The 14,415-nt window shown below is 66.0% G+C and carries 13 protein-coding genes and 1 pseudogene; 11 read left to right on the top strand and 3 right to left on the bottom strand.

The genetic code is table 11. From position 1 onward, the window contains the following. Positions 1–203: 203 nt before the first annotated feature. Positions 204–1,598: a sigma-54 dependent transcriptional regulator gene (locus OKW35_RS32185; protein ID WP_184061377.1), complete on the bottom strand. Its 1,395-nt coding sequence runs from the start codon at positions 1,596–1,598 to the stop codon at positions 204–206. Between the two features lie 538 nt (positions 1,599–2,136). Between OKW35_RS32185 and OKW35_RS32180 the strand changes: the two genes are divergently transcribed. The 9 genes from OKW35_RS32180 (at position 2,137) to OKW35_RS32140 (ending at position 10,702) form a co-directional block, all read left to right on the top strand. Beyond that, entirely contained in the window at positions 2,137–2,613 is a 477-nt protein-coding gene (locus OKW35_RS32180) for a hypothetical protein (protein ID WP_429491956.1), read from the top strand. Between the two features lie 119 nt (positions 2,614–2,732). Further along, positions 2,733–3,284 (top strand): hypothetical protein, encoded by a 552-nt coding sequence (locus OKW35_RS32175; protein ID WP_184061375.1) that lies wholly within the window; start codon positions 2,733–2,735, stop codon positions 3,282–3,284. Then, entirely contained in the window at positions 3,281–3,949 is a 669-nt protein-coding gene (locus OKW35_RS32170; RefSeq protein WP_429554190.1) for a hypothetical protein, read from the top strand. The genes OKW35_RS32175 and OKW35_RS32170 overlap by 4 nt, the downstream gene beginning before the upstream one ends. Positions 3,950–3,974: 25 nt before the next feature. Next, positions 3,975–5,366 carry a hypothetical protein gene (locus OKW35_RS32165; protein WP_184061373.1) on the top strand — a complete coding sequence of 464 codons (1,392 nt, stop codon included), beginning with the start codon at positions 3,975–3,977 and terminating at the stop codon, positions 5,364–5,366. Positions 5,367–5,471: 105 nt separating this feature from the next. Further along, positions 5,472–6,185, top strand: coding sequence for a C39 family peptidase (locus OKW35_RS32160; protein ID WP_429404872.1), 714 nt, complete (start codon positions 5,472–5,474; stop codon positions 6,183–6,185). Between the two features lie 7 nt (positions 6,186–6,192). After that, positions 6,193–7,002 (top strand): peptidase C39, encoded by an 810-nt coding sequence (locus OKW35_RS32155; protein WP_429404870.1) that lies wholly within the window; start codon positions 6,193–6,195, stop codon positions 7,000–7,002. Between the two features lie 92 nt (positions 7,003–7,094). Further along, positions 7,095–8,546, top strand: a complete 1,452-nt coding sequence (locus tag OKW35_RS32150) for a hypothetical protein (protein ID WP_429489729.1) — start codon at positions 7,095–7,097, stop codon at positions 8,544–8,546. 24 nt (positions 8,547–8,570) lie between these two features. Then, a complete protein-coding gene (locus tag OKW35_RS32145) occupies positions 8,571–10,130 on the top strand; it encodes a sigma 54-interacting transcriptional regulator (protein WP_429554189.1) in 1,560 nt (519 codons plus the stop codon). 71 nt (positions 10,131–10,201) lie between these two features. Continuing rightward, positions 10,202–10,702 (top strand): dihydrofolate reductase, encoded by a 501-nt coding sequence (locus OKW35_RS32140; RefSeq protein ID WP_429363300.1) that lies wholly within the window; start codon positions 10,202–10,204, stop codon positions 10,700–10,702. 97 nt (positions 10,703–10,799) lie between these two features. Here OKW35_RS32140 and pmbA read toward each other — a convergent pair. After that, positions 10,800–12,171: pseudogene (pmbA, locus tag OKW35_RS32135) on the bottom strand (metalloprotease PmbA). Between the two features lie 150 nt (positions 12,172–12,321). Between pmbA and yjgA the strand changes: the two are divergent. Then, positions 12,322–12,939 carry a ribosome biogenesis factor YjgA gene (gene yjgA, locus OKW35_RS32130; protein WP_184061367.1) on the top strand — a complete coding sequence of 206 codons (618 nt, stop codon included), beginning with the start codon at positions 12,322–12,324 and terminating at the stop codon, positions 12,937–12,939. Beyond that, the gene (gene mog / locus OKW35_RS32125) at positions 12,920–13,561 is read left to right on the top strand and encodes a molybdopterin adenylyltransferase (RefSeq protein WP_090801264.1); all 642 of its coding nucleotides are present in this window, start codon (positions 12,920–12,922) and stop codon (positions 13,559–13,561) included. Before yjgA ends, mog begins: the two co-directional genes overlap by 20 nt. A gap of 38 nt (positions 13,562–13,599) precedes the next feature. Here mog and orn read toward each other — a convergent pair whose 3' ends face one another. Further along, positions 13,600–14,211, bottom strand: coding sequence for an oligoribonuclease (gene orn / locus OKW35_RS32120; protein WP_090801266.1), 612 nt, complete (start codon positions 14,209–14,211; stop codon positions 13,600–13,602). Positions 14,212–14,415: the final 204 nt, after the last annotated feature.

The following is a 14,415-nucleotide window of genomic DNA, read 5'->3' as shown; positions in this document are numbered from 1 at the left end:
GACGGAAAGGAAAACACCGCGGTACGCGATATACGGGCAGCAAATACGTGCATGCAAAAGTGCTTCGACGCGACGCTTGCCGGCGGCGTCGCTGCGCCCGGAAGGCACAGTCAATCCGTCCGAACCGGCACAGCCCGAGACCCCCGGCGACGCGCCAGACCTTCACATGCCACGTCGCCCGTCTCGCCGCTCGCCCGCGCCGCCTACAGATGCTGCACGGACGCCGGCAAATCGCCGTGCGGCGGCGCCATCGGCTCACCTTCCATATGACGCATGCCGTGCGAGCACAGCAGCCGGTACAGCGTTACGCGCGAGATGCCAAGTTCCTGCGCCGCGTCTCCGAGCCGCCCGCGATGCCGCAGCAACGCAAGCTCGATCGCCTGACGCTCGGCCGCTTCGCGCGCCTGCGCGAGCGACACCGGCACGATCTCGACGTATTCGGCAAGTTCGAGGTCGCGCGCGGTGATCGCGCGTCCCTCCGACATCACGATCGCGCGCCGCACCCGATTGATCAGTTCGCGCACGTTGCCGGGCCAGCCGTAGTTATGCAGCGCGGCGATCGCGTCGGGCGCGAAGCCACGCAGGCGGCGGCTCGCATCCTTCTTGAAACGTTCGAGCATGTGCCGCGCGAGCAGTTCGATGTCCTTGCCGCGCGCGCGCAGCGGCGGCTCGTCGATCTGCAGCACGCAGAGGCGGTGATAGAGGTCGGAACGGAAGCGCCCTTCGATCATCGCCGCGGTCATGTCCACGTGCGTGGCCGAAATGATGCGCACGTCGACGTCGATCGCGCTATGGCCGCCGAGCCGCTCGACCTTGCGCTCCTGCAGGAAGCGCAACAGGCTCGCCTGGCTTTCGAGCGGCAGATCACCGATTTCGTCGAGAAACAGCGTGCCGCCGTTGGCCGCCTCGACCCGGCCGATCTTGCGCTGGTTCGCGCCGGTGAACGCACCGCGCTCATAGCCGAACAGCTCCGATTGCAGAAGATGCGGCGGGATCGCACCGCAATTGATCGGCACGAACGGCGCGTTGCGCCGCGCCGAGCGTTCATGAATGGCGACTGCCGTCAGCTCCTTGCCGGTACCCGATTCGCCGGAGATGAACACCGGCGCGTCGGTCATCGCGACCTTGCGGATCGAGCGGAACAGCGCGAGCATCGCGTCGCACGAGCCGACCATCTCGCCCTCGGCGCCTTGCGAGCCGTCGTGCGACGCCGTTTCGCTCAGCGAGATCATGCCGTACGCATGACCGACCGAGTCGACAATACGGTCGCCAGAAGACGGCACAGTCACGTAATCGAAACAGTAGTCGCGCACGAGCCGGCGCAACGCGGCGTCCTGGAGTTGGCCAGGCGTAGTGGCAGCGACCCAGCCGACGTTCGGCATGGTCAAACAGGATTCAAAAGCGGCGATTTCGTGCGGCTGGAAATCACTGGACAGATCGAGCAGGCCGCCAGCAGCCGTGCCGGTGCGCACTGCCCGGCGCGCGTCGCGCGCCGATCCCACGACTTCGACATGCCAGCCACGCTGCATAAAACGCGTATTCAGTTCCGCGCTCGGGTCACGCGAAACGTAAATCAGTTGCCGCGTTGCGGGTTCCATTATTCAGATCCTCTCGCCAACGAACGTTAAGGACGACGCATGCACCTGAAATTGCGGTTCAGACACGCTGACTCGTCCAGGATTCGCGAATCGCAAAACCCGAACGGCCATTCCATTCCGTGCGGACAGCTGATCCCCAAGAAAGCGGCGTGTGTGTTCGAGACGGCCCGATATGGGCCTTTTTTAAATCTGAAGCTGTTTTCGAGAGCTTACTATACGCGCGCCGCTTCGAAAACAATTATGCGAATTTAATCGATTGATCCGTTGCCCATCAAGGCTTAGCGGCCGATCGCGATTTATTCAGCCGACAAATCAAACATTAGTGGAAGCGCTTTTCGTGGCGTTCTCGCGACAGTATTTCGTACCTCGCGGATTAACGAATTATAGGTATTTTCTGCTGATCCGTTTCAGGGTTGCAACGTTTTTTCCCGATTTGGAACGCATTAGTCATGTTTGCGCTGGTTGGCGCCAGACGTATCAATGGATTGCGAGCGATGGCACACGTTTCGCTAATTGGCGTGCACCAGGGAGACACATCATGCGACTCGCATTGCGCATCGATCTGATAAGCCGCCGCGCACCATATTTCGCGATCTGCGCAGCTCTCGCGTTCAGCGCCCTGCCGGCGAGTGCCGGCACGCCGACAGCGCAAGCCGCCCCGGCGCGATTCGCCACGCTGACGGATTCCAGCGATGCCGCCGACCCCGCCTCCGCCAGCCTGCAAGCCACCACGCCGGTTGCCGCGGAGGACGACAGCCAGGTTGCCGCCAATCCGTCGACCCCGGCTGCCGATGCTGCATCCATGAACGATATTTCGCTCGACGACCAGATGCTGTCGCGGCAACGCGGCGGCGCGGTCGGCATGTTGATGGTCGCCGCGACGCCCCGGTTGATGCAAAGCGGCGGCAACCAGGTGACGTTGTGGGACGAGATCGCGCCACCCTCGCCGCTGCCGGTGCCCGTCGATGCCGCGCGCGCCGCCCAGGGCAACGTCGCGACATACCAGCGCAAGTAAGCAGGACAAAGCCACGAACAGACGGCAAATAACCAGGCAATGCAGGACCGGTGGCCGCGCGAGCAGTGACGCGCCCCACGACGGCGGGACACAGGCAACAAGAGAGAAGGGACCGGGACATGAGTACGAACCAACAGACGCCGCACGCCCTCGGGCTGCCGGCGGCGTCGTTCAGCAACGCTCCCGTCTTGCCGCGCGCCGCCTCGGCCGGCACCGCCCTTCTCGCCAGCGTCCTCGTCACCGTCTGCTTCACGAGCCATGCCTATGCCGAGCAGGTTGCCAATCCGGGCGACCTCGTCGTCGAGCGCAGCGTCACGCCGCGCGACGCGTTCGTCCCCGTGCCGCGCGACCAGGACCCGGTCGCCGTGCGCGCCACCACGTTCCCAGCCAACTCGTTCGATCCGACGATCGCGACGCTCGTCGGCGACACCGATCTGACGAACGCGCACGGCTCGAACGGCGTCGCCGCCGGCGGCGTACTCGGCGGCACCGGCATGCAGGCCGTCACGCAGATCCTCTCCGGCAAGGCGACCGGCAACACGATCCCGCTGAACTCGGGCGGCATCGGCGGACCGGCGACGGGCGTCGGCGGCACGATCAGCTCGTCGGTGACGGGCGCGCTCGCGCCGCTATCCAACGTCCTCGGCGGCGCGCTCGGAGGTCTGAAATGAGCACACGCCTGCGCCCCTCGCTGCGCTCGCGGCAAATCGCTGCGGCACGCCCGGCCCTGCGCGTCTGCGCGTGCCTGTGCATGGGCGTCGCTGCGTTCGTCGCCGGCGCGGCTCACGCGCAGGCGCAAGCGGTGCCCATCGTCGGCGCCATCGCGACGATCGGCACCGGCGCGGGCATGGGCGCGACGGGCGCGCTCACGGTCAACGAAACGGCTGGCCTCGACAACGCGCAGGCCAACCAGATCACGGTGACGAACGGCGCCGCGGTCGGCAACGCGAACGCGAGCGTGCAAAGCGCGTCGGTGGCCGCGAACGTGCCGCGCGCGCAGGCGTCGATCGAAGCCAATGCGTTTTCGAACACATCCGGCGCGGTGCTGGTGAACCAGTCGGCCGGAGCAGGGAATCTGCAGCGCAACAGCACCCAGATCGGGACTGCGGCGCTCGGAGTCGAGACCGTCTCGGATGGGGAGCTATCCGCGACGGCCCCGAAAAACGGCAGTCCGGGGCAGTCGAACGCGATTCACGGCGTGCGCGAGGCAAGCATTTCCAGCGATGCCTTGCGCGACGCGAACGGAATCGTGCAAATCAACCAGGCAGCCGGCGCCGGTAATGCCACGGCAAACAGTTTTGTGCTCCGTCCCCCGGCGGGCACTTTTTTTAACTGACCACACTTAAGTATCGGAGCGAATCATGAAGCGCACTCTTATTGCCACGGCCGTTCTCGTTGCCGCGTCCGGCAGCGTGCTTGCCGCGCCGCAGAAGGCCTACCTGTTCAATACGACGGTCGTCGGCGAGATGGTCGGCGTCGAAGGTCTGGTCGGACTGTTTGGCTGCGTGCATGTCTCCAGCACGGCTAACGCGGTGATCAACAACAATCAGACCGTCAACGTGAATGCGACGCTCGATCCGCAGGCGCAGACCTACACCAGCGGCAACGTGACCACGACCCTGAACAACAGCAGAACGTCGGTCAGGGGCGGCGGCTCGGCATTCGCGTTCACGACGCAAAACCATACGTCGTCGAGCTCGGGCTCGCAGGGCTTCGAAGCCTCCGGCGGCTATGCGTACGGCAGCCAGAGCGCGAGCGTGACGAGCGGCGGCTATGAAACCAGCCAGCAGGCAGCCGGCATTGCGGGCAGCTTCTCGCACACAAGTCAGAACTCGGGCGGCCATCTGTCGGCCGGCGGCTCGATCGGCGGCAGCTACAGCTATCAGGACCACAACACGTTCTCGCACGGCAGCGGCTCGTTCAGCGCCCGCGGCGGCCTGCAGGCCGGTTATCGCGAATCGAGCTACGCGAACTCGTCGGGCGTCGCCGGCGGCTTCGAAGCGAGCGAAGCGTCCGGGCAAAGCCGTTCATGGGGCTTCAGGGCGAGCGAAGGCTCCGGCTATGCGATGGTCGGCGAGCAATCGTCGGGCTACTCGCGCAGCCGCTCGTCGTCGAGCGACTCGTATGGCGCCGCCTGGGGCATCGACGCAGGCATGTCGACGACCGACGTGACGACGCGCGGCTCGATCACGCAGCACATCAACAACGAAGCTGCCGCCACGCTGAATGCAACCACCGGCACCAACGCAGCCAGCAACGTGTCGGGCAACCTCGGCATCAACATCGCGGAAGGCATCGACAACGCGCAGAGCAACGACGTGTCGCTCGCCTCGGTCGACGTCGGCAACGTGTTCGGCAACGCGCAGGCCTTCAACGTGCAGTCCTCGGGCGGCAGCGCGACGATCCACAACTTCAATCTGAACGCGTCGGTCGGCAACGGGTCGCTGTCGGGTGTGACGGGCAACGTCGGCGTGAACATCGCTTCCGGTATCGGCAACGCGCAGGACAACGCGCTTGCCGGCGCCGTGACGACGACCTCGCCGGGCAAGGCGCTGACCACCGCGATGGATGCGACGGACGACAACTCGCAATCCGCGACGATGACCGTCCACGGGCAATTCCAGGGCACCGCGAGTCTGGGTGCCGATACGCTGAAAGGCGCCTCCGGAAACATCGGCGTGAACATCGCCGGCGGCGCGGGCAACTTGCAGCACAACGGCCTCGCCATCGCGGCGCTGAACAGCGGCAAGTAAGCCGACGACGCGGCGAGCGCGGGCAGGCAGAAGAAGCACAAAGCAGTCGGAGGGGCGCGCCGGCAGCCATCGAAGCTGCCGGCGCGGATCGGGCAGGAGACCAGCATGACCGGGTTCAAGGGGTTCCCGGCGCTACCGTTCGCCGTAGCGCTGGCAGGGTGCATGCTGTGCGCGGATCACGCCGCCGCACAGTCGAGCATCGACACGTCCACGTTCGTCGGCGTGCCGTTGACGAAGACGGTCCGTTCGATGAAGGACCTGCGCTACAACCACATCGTCAATCAGCAATTCGATTACAGCTGCGGCGCGGCGGCGCTCGCCACCCTCCTCAAGTACGGCTACGGCATCGATATTCCGGAAACCGAACTGATTCGCCGGATGATGGTCTTTTCAACCCCCGAAGTCGTCGTCAAGAACGGCTTCTCGATGCTCGACATGAAGCACTTCGTCGAGACCATCGGACTGCGCGGCCGCGGCTTTCGCGTCAACGTCGAAGCGCTCCACCATCTTCAGATCCCCGTGATGGTCCTGATGAACATCGACGGCTACGAGCATTTCGTGATCGTCAAGCATGCGCAGGACGGCCGCGTGTTCATCGCGGACCCGGCGCTCGGCAATCGCATCGTGCTCGAAGAGGACTTCGCGAAGACCTGGAACGGTCTCGTGTTCGCGGTCCTCGGCAAACCCTTCAGGGAGGATTCACCACTGTTGCAGGACAACGAGTCGCTCGCGCTGAAGCTGCGCGCCGCTGCGCTGGCAGCCGGCACCGCCGCGACTCCCTTTTTCGAGTACGGCTTGAACAAGGCAGACATGTTCTGATCCCGCCATGAAGTCACACTTCACACAGCTTGGGTTCGTGCTCTGCACCATCGCCTGCGGCGCAGGCGGCCTTGCCCACGCTTCGGAGGGCGCCGCCTCGCCACCGGCTCCCGAACTTTCGATACCGCCAGAGCCAGGCGCCGCGCCCCTGCGGGTGCAACTCGTCGGCGACGACGTGCTCGCGACCCAGACCGGCAAATACGCCGGCGCGACGATGATCTCCGGCTTCGTGCTGAACGTCATTTCGCAATGGCAGTTGCCCAACGGCGCGAGCGCGCTCGCCCAGGGATCGCTGAGCGCGGTGCAGAACGGCGGCGGCCAGCTCACGAGCTCCGTCAGCACGTTCGCCAGCGTGAGCGGCGGCGCGCACGGCCATCCAGGCGATTCGGGCGCCAACCCGAATGCCCAGGCGCGCGGCGGCCAGAGCGTCGGCGTCAATGGCGTGTCGCAGGTCACCCAGGTCGCGGGCGATCGAAACAGCGGCACCAACACCGCGCTAATCGACTTCAACAACAGCGCCGTGACGCTGACGGGCTCCGCCAACGCGCCGTCGGCATCGGCCAGCAATTCGACCGGCTCCGTGAAAGCCGGCATTTCGTTCGCCAGCAACGGCGTGAACGTGGCGCTGCAGACACCCGCTGGGCTCGCCACCCAGACCATCGCGCCGAGCAACGGGCAGATCGCCCAGTTGCTGCAGATTGCAGGCAATAACCAGCAAGTCGCCAACGCCCTGCAACTGCATCTGCAAACCCAGCAGATGTCGGCTTCGATGCTTCGTCAGTTGGGCGTGCTACAGGCACTGCAAAACAGGAGATGACGAGGCGGGCCGCCACCGCCAGTTGCAGCACAAGCAGTAAAGAAACGGCCGCGCAGTCAGCACCGCGCGGCCGGACCACCGGGGGAGCAAAAATGAAAAAAGTGTCATCGACCAGGGCACCGCGCATGGCTCTCGCGGCCATTCCGGCCGCCGTCATGCTGTGGGCTCTTTCTCAGTCGGCGAGCGCGCAGGCGCTCGCCGGTCAATCCGTGGAGGACCGTCTTAACACGCTGATGCGCGTCGTCGACGAGCAGCAGCGGCAGATCCATTCGCTCGAACGGCAGGTCACCGAACTCGAGATGGCGCAGCGCGGACGCGGCGTGCCGGGCGCCGGCGCCCCCGCGGGCAGCGACACGGTGGCCGAGCAGCCCGGCGCCGACGGCCTGCCGGTGCCGCTGCCGCCGCTCGCGCAGATCGCGCCCGGCGCGCCCGCGCCGGCGGGCACCACCGGCACCGCGACCGGCGTGCCGGTCAATCCGCCGACGCCGGACGGCAGCAATGCAGGCAACGCCAGCGCCGGCGGCCTGCCCGCCGCCACGGACGGCAGCGGCGCGGTCGGCCGGACCCAGCGCGCGAACGAACCGGTGCGCACGCAGGCCGAGCAGGCGGTCGTGCAACGCGAGCATGCGCCGCTCTTCGACCACAAGCTGACGATGGACTTCGGCATCAGCGACACCTACTACGACCGTCGCCAGTTGCAGTTGTCGGGCTTCCTCGCGCTCGACGCGATTTTCCTCGGCAACATCAACCTCGGCCAGACCAAGTCGCACCAGGTGATGGCGGACCTCGACACGCGCTACGGCGTGTCCGACCGCATCAATGTCGACGTCGACGTGCCGTACGTGTATCGGCGCAGCACCTTCATCGTCGGCGGCGCGGGCGGCGCGGCGAGCACGCTGTCGGACGCGACGGTGTCGAGTCACGACATCGGCGACGTGAACTTCGGCATCTACTACCAGTTCGTTAGGGAAACCAATGCCTTGCCGGACGTGGTCGGCAGTCTGCGCGTGAAGGCGCCGACCGGCAGCTCGCCGTTCGGCGAAAAAGTCGTGCAGGTCGACGCGGACAACACCAACCTCGTCGCGCCGACCAGACTGCCGACCGGCACCGGCTTCTGGAACATCACGGCGGGTCTGTCGGTGCTGAAGACCTACGACCCGGTCGTGCTGTTCGGCAGCGTTTCCTATACCTACAACCTTGCGCGTTCGTTCGCGGACATCTCGTCGGTGCAGGGACAAACCGAACCGGCGACGGTCAAGCTCGGCGACATCGTGCAGTTCGGCGGAGGCGTCGCGCTCGCGTTCTCCGACAAGGATTCGGCCAGCGTGTCGTTCACGATGGCGCTCGAACCCGCGTCGCAGACCAAGTCGCCGGGCGGCAGCTATCAGAAGGTGCCGGGCAGCGAAACCACGGCCGCGGCGATGAATTTTGGCCTGAACCACGTCGTGAACAAGCATCTGACCATCAACGGCTCGGTATCGATCGGACTCACACCCGACGCGCCGAACTTCGTGGTCGGCATGCGCTTTCCGTACACCTTCTGACTTGCCAACGATACGAGGTCGAACGTGCGTGAATCACCTCATCTGACCAGTGTGGCTTCCGTCGCGGCAGCGGGATCGCATCTGTCGCTCGCGGTGCCGAAGCAGCGCGCCGCGGTGTCGTCCGCTGGGTCCGCGGCGGCGCCGGGCGTCGCCCCCCCGGCAAGCAACCAGGCCGGCGCCCCGGCGAGTGCCGCGGTGCGCGGCGTCGCGCGACAGCTGCTGTACGTCGCGCGCACACCCGACGAAACGCTGATCGCGCATCTGAAAAGCCGCGGCTGGCAGGTCGCGGCGGCGCGCTCGGCGCACGAACTCGGGCGGCTCGTGAAACCTGACATCGCATGCGCGGGGATCGTCGATCTGGCGAGCTTCGCGCCGCGCGACATCGGCGGGCTCGAGGCGAGCCTGCGTCAGCAGCAGATCGGCTGGATCGCGCTGGCGACCAACGAGCGGCTCGACGATCCGCTCGTGCGACGCCTCGTGCGCCACTACTGCTTCGACTTCGTGAAGCTGCCCGTCGCGCACGCCACGATCGACTATCTGGCCGGCCACGCGTTCGGCATGGTCGCGCTGTGCGACCCGGAACTTCCGCCGCCCGTCAGCGAAGCGGGCGACGAGGAAATGGTCGGCACCTGCGAGGCGATGCAACAGCTTTTTCGCACGATCCGCAAGGTCGCGAACACCGACGCGAGCGTGTTCATTGCGGGCGAATCGGGCACTGGCAAGGAGCTGACCGCGCTCGCGATCCACGAGCGCTCGCCGCGCCGCAAGGCGCCTTTCACGCCGATCAACTGCGGCGCGATCCCGCCTCATCTTCTTCAATCCGAACTGTTCGGCTACGAGCGCGGCGCCTTTACCGGCGCGAATCAGCGCAAGATCGGCCGCGTCGAGGCGGCAGACGGCGGCACGCTGTTTCTCGACGAGATCGGCGATCTGCCGCTCGAAAGCCAGGCGAGCCTGCTGCGCTTTCTGCAGGAAGGCAAGATCGAGCGGCTCGGCGGACGCGAATCGATTCCGGTCGACGTGCGCATCATCTCGGCGACCCACGTCGATCTCGACGGCGCGATGCGCGAGGGCCAGTTCCGTGCGGATCTGTTTCATCGCCTGTGCGTGCTGCGCGTCGACGAGCCGCCGCTGCGCGCGCGGGGGCGGGACATCGAGATTCTCGCGTACCACATGCTGCACAAGTTCAAGACCGACAACGCGCGCAAGATTCGCGGCTTCACGCCGTCGGCGATCGAGGCGCTCTACAACTACAACTGGCCCGGCAACGTGCGCGAGCTGATCAACCGCGTGCGCCGCGCGATCGTGATGGCCGAGAACAAGCTGATCTCGGCCGACGACCTCGACCTCGCGGGCTACACGGAGCAGGAAAGCATGACGCTCACGCAGGCGCGCGAGGCTGCCGAGAAGCGCGCGATCGAAGCCGCGCTGCTGCGCCATCGGCACCGGTTGAACGAGGCGGCGGTGGATCTGAACATCTCCCGCGTGACGCTGTATCGGCTGATGGGCGTGCACGGCTTGCGCGAACCGGGCAGCGCCGACGACAAGGGAGCGCTCCCCGCGGACGGGCCGGCGCGGGCGTGAGCGGCGGGTACGCGTCGGTGTGGATCGACGGCTCGGGTAGAATCGCCCGGTTACCCTCCTCTTTCCATTCGATGACGACGCTCACCCTGATCGTCGCTCGCGCCAGCAACGGCGTGATCGGCCGAGACAACCAGTTGCCCTGGCGACTGCCCGAAGACCTCAAATTCTTCAAGCGCACGACGATGGGCGCGCCCATCATCATGGGCCGCAAAACGCATGAATCGATCGGCCGGCCACTGCCGGGACGCCGCAACATAGTCGTCACGCGCGATGCCTCGCGACGCTTTCAGGGCTGCGACACCGCGACCAATCTCGACGAAGCGCTCGTGCTCGCCGCGCAGGACCAGGCGCCGCAGGCGTTTCTGATCGGCGGCGCAGAGCTCTACGACGAAGGGCTGCGCCATGCGGACAAGCTGATCGTCACCGAAATCGCCGCCGACTTCGACGGCGACGCGACCTTCCCCGCGATCGACCCGCAGGTGTGGGAAGAAATCGCGCGCGAAGCGCATCACTCGAATGCGCCCAACGACTTCGATTACGCATTCGTCACGTATCAGCGCAAGGACGTCTGACGGCGCGCGCCGCGCAAGCGATAAAAAACGCCACGCAACGTTCAGTTGCGTGGCGTTTTCGTTTGATACGGGGCTGCGCTGGAACGCGCCGTGCGGCTTACTGCCCCGCGATGGTCATCCGCTCGATCAGCACCGAGCCGGTCTGCTTGGTGCCGCGCGTGATCGTATCCGCGCCGATCGCGACGATATGGCGGAACATCTCCTGCAGCGTGCTCGCGACCGTGATTTCCTCGACCGGATACTGGATCTTGCCGTTCTCGACCCAGAAACCCGACGCGCCGCGCGAGTAGTCGCCGGTCACGTAATTGACGCCCTGCCCCATCAGTTCGGTCAGCAGCAGACCCGTGCCGAGCTTCTTCAGCATCGCCTCGAAGTCGTCCTCGGGGCGCGTGTTCGAACTGAGCAGCGACAGGTTGTGCGAGCCGCCCGCGTTGCCGGTGGTCTTCATGCCGAGCTTGCGCGCCGAGTAGGTGGACAGGAAATAGCCCTCGACGACGCCGTCCTTCACGACCGAGCGCTGGCGCGTGCGCACGCCTTCCTCGTCGAACGGCGCGCTGCCCATCGCGCGCGCGACGTGCGGGTCTTCGACCACCTGCACGTGCGGCGCGAACACCGGCTTGCCGAGGCTGTCGACCAGAAACGAAGTCTTGCGATACAGCGCGCCGCCGCTCGTCGCCTGCACGAATGCGCCGAGCAGGCCCGCCGCGAGCGGCGCCTCGAACAGCACCGGCACCTTGCGCGTGTCGAGGCCGCGCGCGCCGATGCGCGCGAGCGCGCGCTGCGCCGCGTAACGACCGACCGCTTCGGGATCGGCGAGTTCGTCGGCGCTGCGCGTCGACGTGTACCAGTCGTCGCGCTGCATGTTGCGGCCGCTGCCGGCGATCGGCGCGCACGCGACGTAGTGGCGCGAATACGGATAGCCGGAGAGGAAGCCGCGCGAGGTCGCCAGCACGAACTGCGAGTGCTGTGCCGACACGCTCGCGCCTTCCGAGTTCTTGATCTGCGGATCGGTCGCGAACGCGGCGTCTTCGGCGCGGCGCGCGATTTCGACCGCTTCGTCGGCGGACAGATTCCACGGGTGGTACAGATCGAGGTCGCGCGGCGCGGTTTCGAGCAGCTCCGCTTCGGCGAGGCCCGCGCAATTGTCTTCGGCGGTGAAGCGCGCGATGTTGTAGGCGGCCGCGACAGTGTCCTTCAATGCCTGCGGCGAGAAGGTCCGAGGTGCTCGCGTTACCGCGTTTGTTGCCGATAAACACCGTCACGCCGACCATCTTGTCGCGGTTGTGCTCGATCGTCTCGACTTCGCCGCGCCGTACCGAGACGGACAGGCCGTCGCCTTCGGAGATTTCGGTCGCGGCGTCGGTGCCGCCGAGCGCCTTCGCGTGACGGAGGATGTCCGAGGCGATTTCCTTCAGCTCATCCTGGGTATGCGGAAAAAAGCGCTGCTTGACGTCCATGTCTGCTGCCATTGTGGTTGCCGTCCTGTTGGGGCCGCGCGGCCCTGGGTATGCACACCGTATTCGGGGCAGGCGCGCGGGTGCGGGATAGATGCATCCCGCGATCATAGCAAGGTACGCGCCGCCGCGGGTCGGGCCGGCGCGGCAAGTTACAATACCGGCATGACACGCAAAACCCGCATTCAACCGATCGAATCCGTCGTCACGGAAGTCGACGAAAACGGCTACGATCGTCCGAGCAAGTCCCAGGTCAAACGCGAAATGCAGGCGTTGCAGGATCTGGGCTTGGAACTCGTCGCGCTGCCGAAAGACGCGCTCAAGCGCATGCCGATGCCCGAAAAGCTCGACGAAGCCGTGCGCGAAGCGCGCCGCATCACCGACCACGAAGGCAAGCGCCGCCAGATCCAGTACGTCGGCCGCGTGATGCGCTCGCTGCTCGACACCGAAACCGCCGCGCTGCGCACCGCGCTCGACACCTACAAGGGCATCAACAAGTCGGAGACGGCGAAGCTCCATTGGATCGAGCGCACCCGCGAAAAGCTGCTGGCCGACGACGCCGCGCTGACCGAGTTCATCCGCCAGCACCCGAGCGCCGACCCGCAGCAGGGCCGCACGCTGATCCGCAACGCGCGCAAGGAAGCGGAGCAGAGCAAGCCGCCGCGCTACTTCCGCGAGTTGTTCCAGTGGATCAAGAGCGCGGCCGGCACCGACGACGAAGCGCAAGAAGCGCACGACCCCAACCTCGCCGCGGAAGACGACGATGACGACCGCGACGCCTGATCGACGTAAGCAACGTCAGCACCCCGACGAAATCGTGATCGGCCTCGTGTCGATCAGCGACCGCGCGTCGACGGGCGTGTACGAGGACAAGGGCATTCCGGCGCTGCAGGAGTGGCTCGGCGCGGCCTTGAGCTCGCCATGGCAGGTGGTCACGCGGCTGATCGCCGACGACGCGCCGACCATCTCGGCGACGCTGATCGAGCTGGTCGACGAAGTGGGCTGCGATCTGGTGCTGACGACCGGGGGCACCGGACCGTCGCGCCGCGACGTGACGCCCGAGGCGACGCTCGCTGTCGCGACCAGGGAGATGCCCGGCTTCGGCGAGCAGATGCGGCAGATCAGCCTGAATTTCGTGCCGACCGCGATCCTGTCGCGCCAGGTCGCGGTGATCCGCGAAACCGAACGACACGCCGCGCTGATCATCAACCTGCCCGGCCAGCCGAAATCGATCAGGGAAACGCTGGAAGGCCTGCGCGATGACGGCATGGTCAAGGTGCCAGGGATTTTCGCGGCGGTGCCGTACTGCATCGACCTGATCGGCGGCCCTTACGTAGAAACGAACGTCGACGTGGTCAAGGCGTTCCGGCCGAAAAGCGCGCAACGCGCGCCGCGGCAAGACTGAGGTTCGAGGTTCGGGGCCTGCCCGTGCAGGCCCGCGCTTTACTGAGCGCTCGCGGCGGCGTCCGGCGCCGACGGCACGAGGAAATGCTCGCGGTAGTACTTCAGCTCGTCGATCGACTCGTGGATATCGGCCAGCGCCGTGTGCATCGCGCGCTTCTGGAAGCCCTTGTAGATGACCGGCTGCCAGCGCCGGCACAGCTCCTTCAGCGTACTCACGTCGAGGTTGCGGTAGTGGAAGAAGCTCTCCAGATCCGGCATCCAGCGCGCCATGAAGCGGCGGTCCTGGCAGATCGAGTTGCCGCACATCGGCGACTTGCCCGGCGGCACGTACTGGCCGAGGAACTCGCGGATCTGTGCGGTCGCGTCGGCCTCGCTGACCGTCGACGCCTTCACGCGATCGATCAGCCCCGAGCGGCCATGCGTGTTCTGGTTCCACGCGTCCATCTTCGCGAGCGTTTCATCGCTCTGATGAATCGCGAGCACCGGACCTTCGACCATCCTGTCGAGCGTCGAGTTCGTCACCACCACCGCGATCTCGATGATGCGGTCGGTGTCGGGCTCGAGCCCGGTCATTTCCATGTCCAGCCAGACGAGATTCATGTCGCTGCGCACGAGCGGCGGTTGTTCGGTGGATGCGAGGATGTCAGTCATGAAGGCAACCCTGAGGGCCGCGCAGCGGGCTTCGCTGGAAACCCGCGCGGCGCGGCATGTGTTCGTTTGAAATCGATTCGCGCGGTTCGAGCCGGGCCGGCCGCGCCAAAGCGCCGCCCTGAACTGCTACCCGGAGCTCTTGCGTTGAACCGTCGCTTTAAACCGTATCTCCGCCGCGAGGCGGGAAGAAACATATAATTCTCG

Origin of the sequence: Paraburkholderia sp. MM5477-R1 (assembly GCF_050436385.1) — a bacterium.
GTDB lineage: Bacteria > Pseudomonadota > Gammaproteobacteria > Burkholderiales > Burkholderiaceae > Paraburkholderia > Paraburkholderia tuberum.
This window is presented reverse-complemented; position numbering and strand designations above follow the sequence as displayed.

Coding starts and splice junctions, on each gene's coding strand:
- OKW35_RS32185 (WP_184061377.1), bottom strand. CDS start 1,598: ATGGAACCCGCAACGCGGCAACTGATTTACGTTTCGCGTGACCCGAGC.
- OKW35_RS32180 (WP_429491956.1), top strand. CDS start 2,137: ATGCGACTCGCATTGCGCATCGATCTGATAAGCCGCCGCGCACCATAT.
- OKW35_RS32175 (WP_184061375.1), top strand. CDS start 2,733: ATGAGTACGAACCAACAGACGCCGCACGCCCTCGGGCTGCCGGCGGCG.
- OKW35_RS32170 (WP_429554190.1), top strand. CDS start 3,281: ATGAGCACACGCCTGCGCCCCTCGCTGCGCTCGCGGCAAATCGCTGCG.
- OKW35_RS32165 (WP_184061373.1), top strand. CDS start 3,975: ATGAAGCGCACTCTTATTGCCACGGCCGTTCTCGTTGCCGCGTCCGGC.
- OKW35_RS32160 (WP_429404872.1), top strand. CDS start 5,472: ATGACCGGGTTCAAGGGGTTCCCGGCGCTACCGTTCGCCGTAGCGCTG.
- OKW35_RS32155 (WP_429404870.1), top strand. CDS start 6,193: ATGAAGTCACACTTCACACAGCTTGGGTTCGTGCTCTGCACCATCGCC.
- OKW35_RS32150 (WP_429489729.1), top strand. CDS start 7,095: ATGAAAAAAGTGTCATCGACCAGGGCACCGCGCATGGCTCTCGCGGCC.
- OKW35_RS32140 (WP_429363300.1), top strand. CDS start 10,202: ATGACGACGCTCACCCTGATCGTCGCTCGCGCCAGCAACGGCGTGATC.
- yjgA (WP_184061367.1), top strand. CDS start 12,322: ATGACACGCAAAACCCGCATTCAACCGATCGAATCCGTCGTCACGGAA.
- mog (WP_090801264.1), top strand. CDS start 12,920: ATGACGACCGCGACGCCTGATCGACGTAAGCAACGTCAGCACCCCGAC.
- orn (WP_090801266.1), bottom strand. CDS start 14,211: ATGACTGACATCCTCGCATCCACCGAACAACCGCCGCTCGTGCGCAGC.